Below are 15,872 nucleotides of genomic sequence, written 5' to 3'. Positions count from 1 at the left end.
ATAAACAGGTACTCTATCGTTGGCCAACGTATTCCGTTTGTATGGATACTCTGGTTAACCATGCTGTTTTGTACAAGCACATTCGCACAAAACGCACGCTTCACGATCAAAGGCCGCGTTACCGACGCAGACAAACTAGCGCTCCCCGGCACCACCGTGGTGATTGTTGGCACGACCCTTGGCACCACAACCGATGCTGATGGTAATTATACGTTCCCCGTAACCCTCAAACCTGGCCCGATAACGCTTGCGTTCACCGCTATCGGCTACGAAACGCTCCGGCAAAACACAACGCTCGGCAATGCGGAGCAGATCACGGTCAATGCTGAACTGGTAGCTGCTACCACCAACCTCGACGAAGTTGTCGTTACGGGTTCTACGCTCTCGGCCCCCAAGCGCGAATTAGGCAACGCGATCAGTACCATCAACGGTTCGGCTTTACAACAGAGCGGCTCGGCCAACCTGATCAATGCGTTACAGGGCAAAGTACCGGGTGCTCAGATCACTCAGAACTCCGGCGACCCGGCGGGTGGCATCAGCATTCGTTTGCGGGGGATCAAGTCGCTGGTCGGTTCATCAGATCCGTTGTACGTTGTGGATGGGGTGATCGTAAGCAATGCCAGCACCAACGTTTCGCAATTGGCGCTTTCCAATGATGTAGGCAATGCCAACGTAGGCCAGAACCGCCTTTCGGATATCAACCCCGACGATATTGCCACGTTAAACGTTATTAATGGCGCTGCCGCAGCCGCTCAGTATGGTTCGCGGGCGGCCAATGGCGTAGTTATTATTACCACCAAGCGCGGGCAGACGGGGAAGGCACAGGTTTCGTTTTCGACGTCCTTCAACATCAATGAATTGCGTAAAAGCGTACCGGTCAATACGTATGGCAAACAGTTTGGCTTTGCGGCCTTGCGGCTGTACCCAATCGGCGGTATTTCGGCAGCTCAGATTGCAGCTAACCCCGGCACAACGACGACCAACATTTACCGCGATGGGGCTTACACACCCCTGGCTACGAATCTGGTTGATGTACAGCGGTACAACTACTTCGACCAGATTTTTCGGACAGGCTATGGCACCGATAATAACCTCTCCGTTTCGGGAGGCCGCGATAATACCCAGTATTATGTATCCTTTGGCTATCTGAAAAACGAGGGGATTATTAAAGGCACTGACTTCACACGCTACAACCTCCGGGCCCGTATCGATCAGCGGCTCGCCAGCTGGGCCAAACTATCAGTGGGGCTGAGCTACATCAACAGCCTCTCCAACGAGAAAGCCAACGGCAATGTGTTCTATAGCCCGATCAATTCGGTGAATATCACGAACAACATTTATGACATCACCAAGCGTGATGCCGCTGGCAACTTACAGGCCGTTGAGCCTTCGCGCGTAAACCCGCTGTCGACAATCGAAGACATGAAGTTTTCGCAGTCAGTGAGCCGCACGATCAACAGCGTCCAGCTGAATCTAACTCCACTGAAAGGTTTGAGCGTCGATTACATTGTGGGGGTTGATGCCTATTCGCAGTTCGGCAAAAATTACATCCGCCCGTATCCCTATCAGGCAGTTGCCCAATTACCCGCAGCCCGCTATCCGTTTGGCTTTGCGGCAACAGCAACCAATCAGTCGCTCCAGTTTAACAATGACCTGAATGCTACTTATGAGCGGCAATTCAACGATAAGTTCAAACTGAATGCCGCCGTCGGGTATAGCTACCAGTACTTTCAGGCTGACTACTCGATCAATAGTGGCCAAAATCTGGCTCCCTTCATCGAGACGGTTAGTGGTGCCAGCAACACAACGTATCAGGTGGCCTACAACCTGGACCGCTTTAGTTTGAGTGGCTTATTTGCGCAGGCGACGTTTGGCTACAAAAACCTGGCCTTCATTACGGGAGCCGTCCGCCGGGATCAGTCGTCGAAATTCTCTCCCACACAAACCAACCAGTACTATCCAAAAGTGAGCGGTTCGTTTATTGTATCGGACCTTGACTTCTGGAAAAACATCTCGGCCAATAACGTATTCAACAGCCTGAAACTACGGGCCAGTTATGGCGAAGCGGGTAACCTGTCGGGTATTGGTTCTTATGCTCGTTTTTATCAGTTCAATCCGGTCGGTTTCCTGGGTAAGAACACCATTGTGCCAGGCACGCAGTTGGCCAACCCTGATGTACAGCCGGAACGGATGAGCGAACTCGAAGGGGGCGCCGATCTGTCGTTCCTGAGTGGTCGGATTGGGTTGGGCATCACCGCTTACCATCAGAAAATCACGAACCTGGTGGTTAACCGGACCCTGGCCCCAACAACGGGCGGAACAAGCATCGTTAACAATGTTGGCGAAATGGAAAACAAAGGGTTTGAAATTGTTCTGGATGCAACGCCCATTAAGACCAATAATCTGAACTGGGACGTCACCTTCATTTACAACCACAACCGGAATAAAGTCCTGAGCCTGGGCGGCCTGCCCATCATCAACCCCGATGCCTCTTCGGCTTCAGGATCACCGGTCAATTTAATCGTTGGCCAGCCGGTGGGCGTTTTCTACGGCAGTGCCTACGCCCGCAATACTGATGGCACTCTCCTGCTTTCGCCTTCGGGCTTTCCGCAGTCCGAACGGGCCAATGGCCAGGGCAATGGTGCCATTGACTACACACCCGCCCGCAACTCCGATGGTTCTGTTGATGTGTCCAAGCCAACAGCCAACGTCATTATTGGCAACCCAAATCCAAAATGGACGGGCTCGTTCAGCACCAATTTATCTTACAAAAAGCTGACATTGCATGTGCTGCTGGACATGGTTCAGGGTGTCAACGTGTTCAACGCCGATAAACGCACGCGTCAGGGCGTAGGTCTGGGCGACTATGCCGAACAGGAACTTCGCGGTTCGCTCCCACGCGGTTACATCTTTGGCATCTACAACACGCAGGAATTTCGGGTCGATCCGGGTTCATACACCAAACTACGTGAGGTATCACTCAGCTATACATTGCCTACGTTTATCAAGAGTATCAGCCGACTCAATCTCGCATTCGTTGGCCGCAACCTGTATTCCTGGGATAAGTACACGGGATTCGATCCGGAAACCAACGCGGGTGGCAACAATGATCTGCTCCGGGGTATCGACTTCGGAAACGTCCCCATTCCACGCACCTATCAACTTAAACTGTCGGCGACATTTTAATCATGAAAAAAACACTGATACCAGCTCTCCTTGCGAGTCTTCTGCTCACGCAGAGCGCCTGCAATAAGGAATATTTGAACCCTAGCTCCATCAGCCAGACGCAGGCCGTTAGCTCGCCGGACGGATTGATGACGCTTTGCAACGGCCTACAGTACCGATACACAACGGGTGGGGCGTTGAGCGTTTTGTATGCCAGCACCGCTGGTGGCGGCTTGACAACCCGGGAAGACTTCGTCTTAAACGTAGGAAATGCCGATGAAGCGAATCTGGCGCTGGGTGCCAGCAACGTTAGTAACATCAACAGTGTGGTCCGTAACCTCTGGACACAAAGCCACCTCGTACGCTCAAACGCCGAACTGATTCTGGCCAATACGGGTGTGGTGGCGGATGCCGGGACGAAAAGCGGCATTGTTGGGTATGCGTCGATCTTCCGGGCCTTATCATTGGGCACACTGGGCTTATTTTTCGAACAGTCACCAGTCACAACGGGAAATAACGTTCCATTTGTGCCCCGGGCGCAGGTCTTCAAAGAAGCGATCACCACACTCGAAGCAGCGGCCACGCAGGTAGCCAGTGCACCCGTATCGACTGACTTTTCGGGAAAAATCGTGACCGGTATTGACATTGCCAACACCATTCAGGCACTGATTGCCCGGTATGCCCTGTTTTCCGGTGATTATGACAAAGCGCTGGCGGCAGCGGCAAAAGTTGATCTGAGTAAAAAATCGGTATTCAACTTTGACGACAATACCCGCAACCCATTGTTCGAATACACCTTTGGCAACCTGAACGTGTTTCAGCCAACCAATGCCAACCTTGGCCTGACGGGTGCCCTAACGCCCGATGCAGCCGACAAACGGATCGGTTTCTTAACGAAGGTAAGTGCTAATCCGGCGGTTGCGCCCGTTATTGCAACGGCATTCTATACCGCCAACAATGCGGCCGTTCCAGTTTATGTGCCCGGTGAAATTTTGCTGATTCAGGCCGAAGCGTATGCACGTAAAGGTGATCTGACGAATGCGGTAGCCTCGCTGAACAAAGTGCTGACGAAAACAGCGGCTCAGGATGCATTCGGATTAGGAGCCGCCTTGCCCGCTTATTCGGGTGCCCAAACGGCCGACGCTATCCTGACGGAGATTTATCGGAATCGCCAGATTGAGTTGGCCTATCAGGGTTTTCGTCTGGAAGACAGCCGCCGGTTTAATCGTCCGGGACCCGGCGCAACCGGTGCGGAACGGAACCGTAATTTCTTTCCGTATCCGCTAACGGAGCGTAATAATAACTCGAATACGCCCGACGATCCGGCAAATTAAAACAAAGTAGAACGCGGATTTTTATGCTTGGTATGGCAGGTCATGATCGATCATACCAAGCATAAAAATCCGCGTTCCGTCATTTATTCTTTATAGCTTAACCGGCATCCCCGTTCGGGTTGATTCATAAATAGCCTGGAAAAGAGCGACTACCCTGCGCCCGTCCTCCCCCGTTACGGATGGCGCCCGACCGGCCCGGATAGCGTCGCAGAACTCAGCGATCTGAATACCGAAATAATGGACGGTTGCATCAATCGTATTGAAGAAGGCGGTATCATCGGCAATGAACTGGGCCAGTAAATTTTCCTCACCCGGCACCGTCCAGAGGTCATTGACAGGTGGATCGGTAATAGTCGACATACCGGCTATAAACAAGGCTCCCCCATCCGTCTGCACACCCACCGATGCGCCGTTTTGCCCATGCACATGGACTTTCCCAAAAATACCCGGCTTCTGCGAATTGCTAACGATGATATTACCCAGGCCGCCATTCTTGAATTTCACAATGGCCAGCGCTGTATCATCCACCTCAATGTAGGGATGGTTCAGGTTACGCCAGACCCCGTATACTTCGTCGATTTCACCCATGTACCAGAGCAGTAAATCCAGTTGGTGGGGCGATTGATTGACCAGAACGCCCCCGCCCTCTTCGGCCCAGGTTCCACGCCAGGCATCACTTTGGTAGTAGGCTTCACTACGCCATCCCAGCATCTGAATCGTTCCAAGCACAGGTGCCCCTATCTTACCGGCATCGATGGCTTGCCGAATGCGTTGACTAGGCTCATAAAACCGGCGTTGACTAATGACGCCTAGCTGACGGTTGTTGCGTTTGGCCGCGTCGATCATGGCATCACAGTCTTCGAGCGTTGATGCCAGTGGCTTCTCGACCAACACGTGCGATCCGGCATTAAGGGCCGCCACAGTGGGTTCGCGGTGAGCCGGGTGCGTTGTGCAAACAAGGCATAGATCGACGTTTTCCCGGTCGATCATGTCATACACGTCGCTATAGGCACGAATACCGTATTGATTGGCGAAGTCTTCCGCCTTCTGATAAGTCCGGCCGTAAACGGCAACGAGTTTGGCATCAGGCGTTTCTAAAACGGCTTTCGCGTGAAGGTGGGCCACTTTACCAGGGCCGAGAATAGCAATGCGTAAGGGATCGGGCATAGTTTTAAAACGTATGCCAATGAAATGCGTTTTCTGAAGGTCTTCTACTCAAAAGAGCAGAAAAGTATATAAAACGGGCTTGTTAGGCTTAGCATTGACGCCTGTTGTTCGCCTGGGTGATTCTGGCCGTGAATGATACGTTGGCAGAACGGCAAACCAGCACCGGAATTATACCGTATGAACCAGTCCGATACGTTTCTTTCTTTACGGTTTCAGGACTACTTTAATCAATCCTTTTTCTTTCGCGTAAAGTCGTTTGAACCAGTCAGCCCCTTCTTCGAGCGGCACTTCGGCACTCAGGATAGCCTCAACATTAATACGACCGGATGAGATCAGGGCGAGCGCCGGTTCGTATTCGCCATTGATGGCGCAGGAACCCTGCAACCGTAATTGCCGGGTTACGACAGCCTGCAATGGAATTTCGACCATTGGCGCCAGATTACCGACCAAAGTAACGGCGGCTCCTTTCCGAACGCAATCGATGGCCGTTTTTACGCTTGACTCAGCCCCTACGACTTCGAAGGAAACATCGGCCCCACGTCCGTACGTAAGATTTTGAACCTGCCTGAGCACATCACCCGGTTGAGCGTTTGTTGCGCCGGCATTGATCGTATGCGTAGCGCCGAGTTTCTGCGCCAGCGCAAGCCGATCGTCATCCAGATCAATGGCAATGATGGTACCACAGCCCGCGAGTTTAAGCGCCTGGATCACGAAAAGTCCGATCATACCCGCCCCAACAACAACGGCCGAATCATTGACCTGAATGGGCGTCAAGCTAACCGCATGAAGCGCTACGGCTACCGGTTCAACGAGCGCGGCCTGGGTAAAGCTGACGTTATCGGGAATGGCATACAGGATATGCTGTGGAACCGTGACAAACTCGGCAAAAGCGCCGTTGCGCTTAAAATCCGGCGTCGATACGCCCACTACTTCGCGGCCATCGCTGAGGTTATACTGTCCCCGCCGGCTATACCAATCATCAAGGGCATACACCGTTGAGTCGAAAGTAACGCGGTCGCCGGTGGCCCAGTGGCGAACATCACTGCCCACTTCGGCAATGATCCCGCTGGCCTCATGTCCCATGACAATGGGCGGAATGCGTCGGCCGCTGCTACCGTCCATGCCATGCACATCGGAGCCGCAAATGCCAACAGCCTTTACCCGCACCAATACTTCATTAGGCCGAACTGTTGGCAACGGTAAATCCTGTAAATCGAACTGATTATATTGAGTAAGAACGAGCGCTTTCATAACGAGGGCGGACAGGACGTCCGCCGGAAAATGACTTTTTGATGATACGGCCAGGATGTCGGAATGCCGCATCACCGCGTTACGGCTTCTGGTAGATTTTAACGAACGCGTCAGCCGGGACTTGTTCGTAATCGTTACTCTGTAGACTTGGATTAATTTCGTAGGTAACAATTTCGTCAACTGAATCCGGCGTTTCCCCAAACAATTTGTTGGCTGAGACGGAGGTATATTTCTTTTTGATGCGAATCAGGCGCAGATCAGGGTCTTTTCCCCAGGCAGGATTGTCGCCCAGTATTAACTGAATTTTTGCCCAATCGTTAAAAAAGTATTCCTGTAGTAAGGGAATAATCCGGTCACGAAACACGTCGCACAGGTCAGCGTGGGTTTCGACACGGGTTAAATAGGCGTGGCCGATTTGATGATCACGATCCAGGAGATACTCAATCCGTTCGTTGATCGTCCGCAGCAACTGACTTAAGTCGACGTCATCAACGACGCCCAAAATAGATGGATCGGGTAACACCTCGCGAAACGAGAACCGGCGTCGCAGGGCAATATCGAGCAAGGCAATTGAGCGGTCGGTGGTATTCATGGTGGCCACCACAAACAAATTCAACGGAACACCAAATCGCTCCTGCGAGTAGGGTAATGTCAACAAAAGTTCGTTTTCCGCACCAAGTCGTTTGTCTGTTTCCAGAAGCGTAATCAACTCCCCGAACACGCTGGCGACGTTAGCGCGGTTGACCTCATCGATCAGCAAATAATAGGCAGGTGCTTTTTTCAGCTTCCGGCTTCGGTTCTCCGGTGAGTCGTGCAGGCAATCGGCCAGTGTACCATACCCTGCCTGCTGAACAGCGGTGACACAGGCTTTGTGGAAAATGCCTTTACGAATCCGATAACTCATTTGCCCGCTGAACACTTCGGGGCGAATACCTTCTACAAACTCTTCGTAACTGTAGGATGGATGGAAGGTAATAAACGAGTTGTTCTCCCGCAGATACGGCTGTAACGCAAATGTTTTTCCGGTACCGGGAGGCCCAAACAGAATCAGATTGTGCGGCTGAGCAGGCTTTCCTGGCTCAACCGCATACTCCGCTTCCGGTTCCTCGACAGTATGGTCATCCAGCAACCGGTCGTTCAGTGTTGGGTCGTCGGCAAGCCGGATCAACTCCGTTAAGAAAGCCTCATCTTCGGCCGCCCGATAGACGTCAGCGTTGTGGCGGGCCGAATGCGGGCCCCGCTTGCTGCTTTCGACCAATTCGAGCAGGCAGTCTTCCCAGCACGTTCGCAGAGCAGGCTGATACAGAAGATGGACGTTGGATTGACCAATGATGACAGCCAGATAATCGGATTTTTCGGTTAGTGGCTCGAAAACGAGTTCTTCTATGCTACTCAGCCGATCCTGACAGGCCTTTTTAACCGTCAGATGATATTCTACTTCAGCCCCGCGTGGCGCCACACGGCGTGGCCGCTGAATACGAAGCGCCTGAAAATAATTGATGTTGGCAATGATGGCCGTTTTTTCCTGTCGCACGGTAAACGTCAGCCGGGCATCGCCGTTGGGCAGGTTAACAATGTCGATCAACTCCTTCAGCAACCCAAAGAACCGCCGGACAGCTTCGGGATGACCAATATCGCGAATGTGTTCGATAAGTGTTTGTTGAGGGGTATCAGCTGGCACAGGAAAGAGGAATTGTCGTTTACGAATTTACGAATTTTGGGCGTTCTACAGCTAATTGACAAGGGCTCTCCCCATACTCATAACTACATTCACACCTAACGGACTGCCAATACTCACCACATCGGCAAAGACTACTCGTGAATAATATAGTCGTGGTTATCTAGTTCGATGAAGGTGTGCAGTTCAAATAACTCACTGATTACAGCAATATTGCCTCGGAATATATCCATCAACTGACGATTCTTAATGTTACCAGTCGTCAACAGTAATAGTCTTGGTGGCTGCCCAAATAACAGATAACTATCCTGAAAGTCAGAGTCTTTGGTAACCACTACACGGCCTTCAGCAGTAGCTATCTGCCGAATAGCTGTATCAGTTGTTCCATCTTTATCCGGCAAATCATCTGTATGAACTACATCATGTCCTTTTTCCCGAAGCACCTCAGCAAGCAGATAAGGTAACTGAGCATCTACCAGATACTTCATACCAGGACACGATGAATACTCTTCACACGCGTCAGTCGACTGGCAAATACCAGGCACGCCCTGATGTCATCTTCTTCGAGCGATGGGTAATCAGACAGTATCTCCTGATGCGTCATTCCAGCCGCCAATAAATCAAGAACTAATTCGACCGGATAGCGCCGATTGCGAATAGTTGGCTTACCATGGCAAATATCCAAATTCAGCGTAATGCGTTGAAGCAGTGAAGTTTCCATATATTATGTTTGCACACTAACGTACTGCAATTTACGCCAAATAACTGCCAATACTCACTACATCGGCGAAGACTCCGGATGCGGTTACCTCGGCACCGGCACCAGGCCCTTTTATCACAAGCGGCCGATCTTTGTAGCGTTCCGTGGTGAAAGAAACAATGTTATCGGCACCGGTTAGCTGATAAAATGGGTGATCCGCGTCGACCGGCCGGAGACCGATTGTGGCTTTGTTGTTCTCGAAACTGGCCACGAAGCGCAGCTTTTCGCCCCGTTCGTACGCTTCACTAAGCAAGTTCTCAAAGTAATCGTTATTGCGTTCCAGTTCGGTAAAGAAAGCCGGAATCGTGGGCGCATCCAGACACGACTGCGGCAGCAAGTTGTTAATCGTTACGTCTTCCGGCTCCAGAGGAAAACCTGCTTCACGCGCCAGAATCAGAATTTTTCGTGCTACGTCCTGACCATTCAAATCATCGCGGGGATCGGGTTCGGTATAACCCTTTTCTTTTGCTTCCCGCACCACATCGGCAAACGAAAGGCCAGGCCGGAAGGTGTTGAAAATAAACGATAACGTACCCGACAGGATCGCTTCGATTTTCAGGAAGCGATCGCCTGAGGTCATCAGCCCCTGTACAGTATTGATGATGGGCAGACCAGCGCCAACGTTCGTTTCATAGAGAAACTTGACGCCCCGGTTCAGGGCTGTGCGCTGCAACCGCCGGTACTCACTGTAAGACCCGGAATTGGCTACTTTATTGGGCGTTACGACCGAGATATTGGCATCCAGTAGGGATTCGTAGAACTGCACAATGTCTTTGTCCGATGTGCAGTCGATGAACACCGAGTTAGGCAGGTTATAATCTTTTATTTTCTCGACAAATGCGGGTAGTGAGGTCGTTACACCATCCGTTAGTAGACGTTCCTGCCAGCCGTCCAGGGCAACGCCTTTCGTATCGAGCACCATCTTTTTGGTATTCGTCATGCCCACCACACAAACCTTCAGCAGCTTCTCTGTGCGTAAATAGTCCGACTGATCGAAAATCTGTTTCAGCAACGTTTTACCAATCAGCCCTGTGCCCACCAGATACAGGTTCAGTACCCTGGCTTCTGACTGGAAGAAGATGTTATGCAGTGAGTTGAGGGCTTTGGAGAGGTTGTTTTTGTTGATTACCACGGAGATGTTGATCTCCGACGAACCCTGCGCGACGGCAACAATATTGACCCCGTTTTTACCCAGCACCGAAAACAGTTTCCCGGCGATACCGGAGCTTTTCTTCATACCCTCACCAACCGTAGCAATGACGGACAAATCGCGTTCGATGGCAATGTTGTCAATATGCCCATGGGCAATCTCGGTGGCAAATTGAGCGTCTAGAATAGCCTTTACGTTTTCAGCTCCGCGCGGGTCGATGGCAAAGCAGATCGAGTGCTCCGACGAGGCCTGCGAGATCAGGATAACGCTGATTTTATGCGCAGCCAGCACCCCAAATAATTTGGCCGATACACCCGCCACGCCAATCATCCCGGAACCCTGCACGTTTACGAGTGCGATGTCATCGATGCTCGAGATACCGGTTATGGTATACTGACGACGTTCTGCCGTACGGCTGACGATCGTGCCCTCGTGCGTTGGATTAAAGGTATTCAGCACCCGAACCGGGATATTTCGGGCAAAAGCCGGTTGCAAACTTGGCGGATAGATGACCTTGGCCCCAAAATGCGAAAGCTCCATCGCTTCGGCGTAGGTAATGGTCGGAATGTTGAACGCATTGGGTACTTTGCGAGGGTCGGCTGTCATCATACCATCCACGTCCGTCCAGATGTCGATGACGGTCGCATTCAGCGCTGCTCCCAGAATGGATGCGGTATAATCGGACCCACCGCGCCCCAGGGTTGTCGTTTCGTTTTTCTCGGTTGAGCCGATAAATCCCGTTACCATTTGCAGGTCAGTAGCCTTGGCAAAATGGTCCTGGATGAGTTGATTGGTAAGCGTATAATTTACCTCAGCCTGGCCAAATTGGGCGTCGGTTCTGATGAGCTGGCGCGCATCACAAAATTGGGCCGGGATACCCCGACTTTTTACACATTCGGTAATGACCGTTGTCGACAGGCGTTCACCGAAACTGGTAATCAAATCGTGCGTACGTAGCGATAGCTCCCGAATGAGCGAGACGCCCCGCAGCAAGTCTTCCAGTTCGTTAATAATGCCCCGAACATGGGCAAATACTTTACTCTGCTCTTTCACCGGAATCAGTGCCTTGACAACCGTAAAGTGTCGATCTTCCATCCGACGCACCAGTTCCATGTAGTCGGTTTTTCCGGTTGTGGCCATGCGGCCTATTTCGATAAGCTGGTTGGTAATGCCGCCCATCGCCGAAAACACGACGGCTATTTGATCACCCTGCTGCCGATGATTTTCAATGATCTGGATAACCTGCTTTATACTTTCTACGGACCCTACCGAGGTACCGCCAAACTTAAGAACCTGCATTACTACGAAAGCGAAAGAGTGAGAGAGCGAACGAGTAGGCCGTCGATCAGACAGCGACCCGATTAGCGCAAGTTAATGATGACGATGTTGATGAGGGCAATTTTGGCAGGCAAAGATAACATGGCAGGCAGATTTTCGAGTGTTTGCCATCCACGAAAGTCATGTTGGGCGGTGTACCGATGGCTAATCATGCCCAAAAACAGCGGATGTGTCATTCAAATCGAACTCCCTTAACAGCAAAGGTGCCCAATGTCCGAGCGCCTTTGCTGTTGGTATAATAAATAAACTCGTTTGCGGCTAAGAGGCCGCACGTATTGAGTCAGGTTCTTTTATAAGAAGCAGGCCAGCGCCGAAGGCCAGTGTATCTTCGGCCAGCGCAACCAGCGGATCGGGCAATTCTTTTTCGTGTGTCAACCAATGACGAAGGTGAAAGAAAGCAAATGAACCCGCCCATGCGCCCAGCGCCCCGGCAAGGCCACCATACTCTGGTAACTGACCATCGGCCTGAGCGAGCGCGGCACCCGATAAAGCGCCCGAGGCAAGGCGCCCCGCCAGTTGCGGCCAGCCCGTCCGATCAGGCGCGTTGGGCAGCTTATCGCCAATCAATTCGCCACCTGCCAGAACGGCCAGTGTTGTCGCGGTCTTCGAAGAGGTCATGAACTGTAATACCGAATCAGACAGCGGCTCCGGCTTCATGTTCGATAATTTATGGCTCACCAGCGCGGGAGCCATCACGCTACGCATTCCAGCAACAACACCAATCTGAAAGGCAGTCAAATAAGCTTGAATCATGGTTGTTTCTCATTGGGTACAGGAAGCAAACAGGAACCGAACTTCTTTGTTTTCGGCAGCCGTTTACGATCCTGCCAGTTCAAATGCCTTACCAACCGTTTACAAAATCACCGTGTTGACCACTCTTATCTTATACCAAGGCGACAGGCTGGGAGTGGACGCGATCCGACCCGGAGCAAATGCATCCAGCCAGTTTCTCCTTTAAAATAAATCCAAATTAGCTATAACACCGTAAGTGTCTCGAACTGTCTGGTCAAATAGCAGTTGTATTGACACACTTAGATTATACTACGTTATGAGCAAGCAACAGAATGAATCGGGCCTGACCATGCTTCCAGGCCAGTTGGAGCCGGTGATGGTCGGCCGTCGGTTATTCCTACGTTATGCGGGCGCTTTTGCGGCAGGGGGAGTTATTCTGGCATCCTGTAAGGAAGGCGAAGAAAATCCAACAACGGTGATGGCACCCGTTGATCTGGGAACGGGCGATGTCGGTATTTTAAACTATGCGTTTGCGCTGGAACAGTTGGAAGCCGCTTTTTATACCCAAGTTATTGCCACCCCTTACAGCGGCATGACGGATGCCGAAAAAGCCGTTCTGACCGACATCCGCGACCACGAAATTATTCACCGGGAGTTCTTTAAGGCAGCCATTCCGGCCGCCAATCGCATTGCTGATCTGGTACCGAATTTCACCAGCATCAATTTTGGTGACCGGGCTAGCGTACTGGGAACGGCCAAAGCGTTTGAAGATCTGGGTGTGTCAGCCTACAACGGGGCAGGGCCCTTAATTTCAGACGTGAATTATCTGGCTCTGGCCGGTAAGATTGTATCGGTAGAAGCGCGTCACGCAGCCGCTATCCGCGATTTGCTGAATCCTAAATCAGCTGATTTCGCTGGCGACGATGTGGTAACGCCAAGCAACGGACTTGATGTGTCGAACTCGCCATCCGTTGTACTGCCTACCGCGCAGAAGTACGTGAAAACACAAATCACGGCCACCAATCTTCCCAAATAAACCTGACCAAACGCCATGAATCTATTTAAGTTAATCTCCGATATCGAAAAGGTTGATCCCGAAATCAGTGAGCGTTACAGCTTTTACTCCCGCCGGAACCTTCTCAAATTTGGGTCTAAACTGGCAGCAGCCGGTATTCCAACGTTAGTGGCAGCCAGTTTGAATAAAGCCCTGGCTCAATCGACAGCCCCTTCGCAGGCAGCAATCGACGTGCTACAGTTTGCCCTTACGCTCGAATACCTTGAGGACGAATTTTACCGCACGGGGCTATCGACGGCGGGCCTGGTTCCGGCCTCTGATCAGACCGTTATCAACCAGATCAGCAAGCATGAAGCAGCACACGTTGCGCTACTGAAAACGGCTTTGGGTGCAGCGGCTCCCGCAAAACCTACGTTTAAATACCCAGCGGGTACATTTGCGACCTACGCTACTTTCCTGGCGACAGCCCGCGTTCTGGAAGACACAGGTGTTCAAGCCTATAAAGGTCAGGCCGGTAACCTGATCAACGATAAAGCCATTTTAAAAACAGCCCTTCAGATTCACTCCGTGGAGGCCCGGCACGCGTCGGAAATTCGCCGGATCCTGTTGATGAAAGGCTGGGTTTCTGACCCAACACAGACGACGTTCACACAGGGGGGTGTTAGTTTGAAGACGCTGCCGAACGTGACGGGCATTACTGACGACAATTTCCGCGGAGCATTCGACGAGCCATTGACCAAAGCACAGGTTCTGGCGGCTGCGGCACCGTTCTTGGGGTAAAACTCATATATAGGGAGGCCGGGAAACCGGCAGGGTGACGGAAGGCATCGGAGATTTTCTCTGGTGCCTTTTTTTGTGCTTCTTTCCCTTCTAGGCTGTTTCTTCAGTTATAAACGGCCTGAAAGAATTCATCTACCTTGTGTTGATCTTCCGGAAAGTTGTATACCTCTATTATTTTACCTTCCTTAATTTTCCAGAGCAAGCACGACATCCCGTTGAAATTAGCTAGTTCAGAGCGTGTCGTCCAGTTCTCATGGCAGTCAATCACATATTGACCATTGACACCCATCACAATAGGACTGGCTTGAAAAGCAGCCTTGCCTAATTGAGAAAAATAAGCCATAACCTCAGCAACGCCTACTTTCACACCACTCAACGGATGTTTGCCTGGGATGATCCACCGAATGTCGGGGGAGAGAATTTCTTTGATTGACACCTGATCATTTGTCGCGTAAGCTTGAAAAAAACGGTTAACAAGGTCAAGGTTGGGATGAGACTGTATCATAAATTTTGTGAGAATATAAACTTGAGGACAAAATTATATAGACCAACTTTGGAGAAATTACGAGAAAAGGACAAACTTTTGTTCATATCGGCCATGTCCAGACAATTTGTAAGCTGCGCTTCCATCACCGATCAGAATTCCGATTCTTTTATCAGCTATCATCAACAACTTGGTTGCTTTTACTCAGATTGGCACCAGCATCCATTAGGCCAACTTGTTTATGCCGAGAATGGCTGTATTCATGTGAATAGTGAAGGCAAACAGATACTTTTACCTGGCTGGTATGGGGCCTGGATTCCACCCGGCACAGACCATGAAATATGGTCTGATAGCCCATTATTACATATGCGAGCCTTATGCTTTCCAATAGCACAAAACGAGGTTTCTCTAGGTCATCAGCTGGCGGTATTTCCCGTTTCTCCATTGCTCAGGGAAATGATTCGATACACAGAAAAATGGACTCAGGACAATCAGGATTCCTCACAGGCCAATACACTGATACAAGCCCTGCAAGATTTGTTGCCAGAAGAAATTGCCAATGCCATTCCCATTTGCCTACCGTCGACGAGTCATACCAAGCTGTCCCAGACACTCAATTATATCCAGCAACACCTACACGAAAAGAGTAGTATTCAGGAGATAGCCAGCCATTTTGGTTTCTCCGTTCGTTCATTGACCCGACTGTTTACAAAACAGATAGGCATCTCTTACTCAAGTTACTGCAAAATAGCCCGGATTATGAAGGCCCTGGAGTTGATCGAGACTGGCATTGATAGTGTTTCGGAGCTAGCCGAGCGTGTGGGTTATGAAAGCCTGTCTACGTTCAGCAACAACTTTCTGGATGTGTGCGGTAACCGTCCGCTACACTTTATTCACCAGAAAAGACGGTAAAACAGCTAACTTTCTGGCCTGACCGACACGAATGAGGTACGCATTATACATTTGTGTAAGTTCCTATACCCTAAAAGTCGTGTTCTGTACGTTGTAAATTCATTCG

General features: G+C 51.0%; 13 protein-coding genes. 5 read left to right on the top strand and 8 right to left on the bottom strand.

From position 1 onward, the window contains the following. Positions 1 to 60 precede the first annotated feature (60 nt). Positions 61 to 3,186, top strand: a complete 3,126-nt coding sequence (locus ACYU8Y_RS11330; RefSeq protein WP_460937184.1) for a SusC/RagA family TonB-linked outer membrane protein — start codon at positions 61 to 63, stop codon at positions 3,184 to 3,186. 2 nt (positions 3,187 to 3,188) lie between these two features. Further along, positions 3,189 to 4,499 (top strand): RagB/SusD family nutrient uptake outer membrane protein, encoded by a 1,311-nt coding sequence (locus ACYU8Y_RS11325; protein ID WP_460937182.1) that lies wholly within the window; start codon positions 3,189 to 3,191, stop codon positions 4,497 to 4,499. A gap of 90 nt (positions 4,500 to 4,589) precedes the next feature. Here ACYU8Y_RS11325 and ACYU8Y_RS11320 read toward each other — a convergent pair whose 3' ends face one another. The 7 genes from ACYU8Y_RS11320 to ACYU8Y_RS11290 form a co-directional block, all read right to left on the bottom strand. Continuing rightward, positions 4,590 to 5,666 carry a Gfo/Idh/MocA family protein gene (locus ACYU8Y_RS11320; RefSeq protein ID WP_460937180.1) on the bottom strand — a complete coding sequence of 359 codons (1,077 nt, stop codon included), beginning with the start codon at positions 5,664 to 5,666 and terminating at the stop codon, positions 4,590 to 4,592. 204 nt (positions 5,667 to 5,870) lie between these two features. Further along, the gene (locus ACYU8Y_RS11315) at positions 5,871 to 6,917 is read right to left on the bottom strand and encodes a galactitol-1-phosphate 5-dehydrogenase (RefSeq protein WP_460937178.1); all 1,047 of its coding nucleotides are present in this window, start codon (positions 6,915 to 6,917) and stop codon (positions 5,871 to 5,873) included. A gap of 79 nt (positions 6,918 to 6,996) precedes the next feature. After that, complete coding sequence (locus ACYU8Y_RS11310) at positions 6,997 to 8,598, bottom strand: McrB family protein (RefSeq protein ID WP_460937176.1); 1,602 nt, start codon at positions 8,596 to 8,598, stop codon at positions 6,997 to 6,999. A gap of 131 nt (positions 8,599 to 8,729) precedes the next feature. Then, positions 8,730 to 9,083: a DUF5615 family PIN-like protein gene (locus ACYU8Y_RS11305; protein WP_460937174.1), complete on the bottom strand. Its 354-nt coding sequence runs from the start codon at positions 9,081 to 9,083 to the stop codon at positions 8,730 to 8,732. Then, entirely contained in the window at positions 9,080 to 9,316 is a 237-nt protein-coding gene (locus tag ACYU8Y_RS11300; protein ID WP_460937172.1) for a DUF433 domain-containing protein, read from the bottom strand. The genes ACYU8Y_RS11305 and ACYU8Y_RS11300 overlap by 4 nt, the downstream gene beginning before the upstream one ends. Before the next feature lie 31 nt (positions 9,317 to 9,347). Further along, positions 9,348 to 11,804: a bifunctional aspartate kinase/homoserine dehydrogenase I gene (gene thrA / locus ACYU8Y_RS11295; protein ID WP_460937170.1), complete on the bottom strand. Its 2,457-nt coding sequence runs from the start codon at positions 11,802 to 11,804 to the stop codon at positions 9,348 to 9,350. 297 nt (positions 11,805 to 12,101) lie between these two features. Beyond that, positions 12,102 to 12,596, bottom strand: a complete 495-nt coding sequence (locus ACYU8Y_RS11290) for a DUF4126 family protein (protein WP_460937168.1) — start codon at positions 12,594 to 12,596, stop codon at positions 12,102 to 12,104. Between the two features lie 295 nt (positions 12,597 to 12,891). Here ACYU8Y_RS11290 and ACYU8Y_RS11285 point away from each other — a divergent pair, with 295 nt between their 5' ends. Next, on the top strand, positions 12,892 to 13,611 hold the full coding sequence (locus tag ACYU8Y_RS11285; RefSeq protein ID WP_460937166.1) for a ferritin-like domain-containing protein: 720 nt from the start codon (positions 12,892 to 12,894) through the stop codon (positions 13,609 to 13,611). Positions 13,612 to 13,626: 15 nt separating this feature from the next. Further along, positions 13,627 to 14,370, top strand: a complete 744-nt coding sequence (locus tag ACYU8Y_RS11280; RefSeq protein WP_460937164.1) for a ferritin-like domain-containing protein — start codon at positions 13,627 to 13,629, stop codon at positions 14,368 to 14,370. A gap of 103 nt (positions 14,371 to 14,473) precedes the next feature. Here the strand turns inward: ACYU8Y_RS11280 and ACYU8Y_RS11275 are convergent, their stop codons facing one another. Beyond that, positions 14,474 to 14,875, bottom strand: coding sequence for a nuclear transport factor 2 family protein (locus ACYU8Y_RS11275; protein ID WP_460937162.1), 402 nt, complete (start codon positions 14,873 to 14,875; stop codon positions 14,474 to 14,476). Between the two features lie 435 nt (positions 14,876 to 15,310). Between ACYU8Y_RS11275 and ACYU8Y_RS11270 the strand changes: the two genes are divergently transcribed. Beyond that, positions 15,311 to 15,766 (top strand): helix-turn-helix domain-containing protein, encoded by a 456-nt coding sequence (locus tag ACYU8Y_RS11270; RefSeq protein ID WP_460937160.1) that lies wholly within the window; start codon positions 15,311 to 15,313, stop codon positions 15,764 to 15,766. Positions 15,767 to 15,872: the final 106 nt, after the last annotated feature.

Source organism: Spirosoma humi (genome assembly GCF_054776575.1).
This window is presented reverse-complemented; position numbering and strand designations above follow the sequence as displayed.

What these genes read in the sequence shown, in the direction of transcription:
- ACYU8Y_RS11270 (WP_460937160.1), top strand. Translation starts at nt 15,311, where the DNA reads ATGATTCGATACACAGAAAAATGGACTCAGGACAATCAGGATTCCTCA.
- ACYU8Y_RS11280 (WP_460937164.1), top strand. Translation starts at nt 13,627, where the DNA reads ATGAATCTATTTAAGTTAATCTCCGATATCGAAAAGGTTGATCCCGAA.
- ACYU8Y_RS11290 (WP_460937168.1), bottom strand. Translation starts at nt 12,596, where the DNA reads ATGATTCAAGCTTATTTGACTGCCTTTCAGATTGGTGTTGTTGCTGGA.
- ACYU8Y_RS11315 (WP_460937178.1), bottom strand. Translation starts at nt 6,917, where the DNA reads ATGAAAGCGCTCGTTCTTACTCAATATAATCAGTTCGATTTACAGGAT.
- ACYU8Y_RS11305 (WP_460937174.1), bottom strand. Translation starts at nt 9,083, where the DNA reads ATGAAGTATCTGGTAGATGCTCAGTTACCTTATCTGCTTGCTGAGGTG.
- ACYU8Y_RS11285 (WP_460937166.1), top strand. Translation starts at nt 12,892, where the DNA reads ATGAGCAAGCAACAGAATGAATCGGGCCTGACCATGCTTCCAGGCCAG.
- ACYU8Y_RS11320 (WP_460937180.1), bottom strand. Translation starts at nt 5,666, where the DNA reads ATGCCCGATCCCTTACGCATTGCTATTCTCGGCCCTGGTAAAGTGGCC.
- thrA (WP_460937170.1), bottom strand. Translation starts at nt 11,804, where the DNA reads ATGCAGGTTCTTAAGTTTGGCGGTACCTCGGTAGGGTCCGTAGAAAGT.
- ACYU8Y_RS11300 (WP_460937172.1), bottom strand. Translation starts at nt 9,316, where the DNA reads ATGGAAACTTCACTGCTTCAACGCATTACGCTGAATTTGGATATTTGC.
- ACYU8Y_RS11275 (WP_460937162.1), bottom strand. Translation starts at nt 14,875, where the DNA reads ATGATACAGTCTCATCCCAACCTTGACCTTGTTAACCGTTTTTTTCAA.
- ACYU8Y_RS11330 (WP_460937184.1), top strand. Translation starts at nt 61, where the DNA reads ATGCTGTTTTGTACAAGCACATTCGCACAAAACGCACGCTTCACGATC.
- ACYU8Y_RS11325 (WP_460937182.1), top strand. Translation starts at nt 3,189, where the DNA reads ATGAAAAAAACACTGATACCAGCTCTCCTTGCGAGTCTTCTGCTCACG.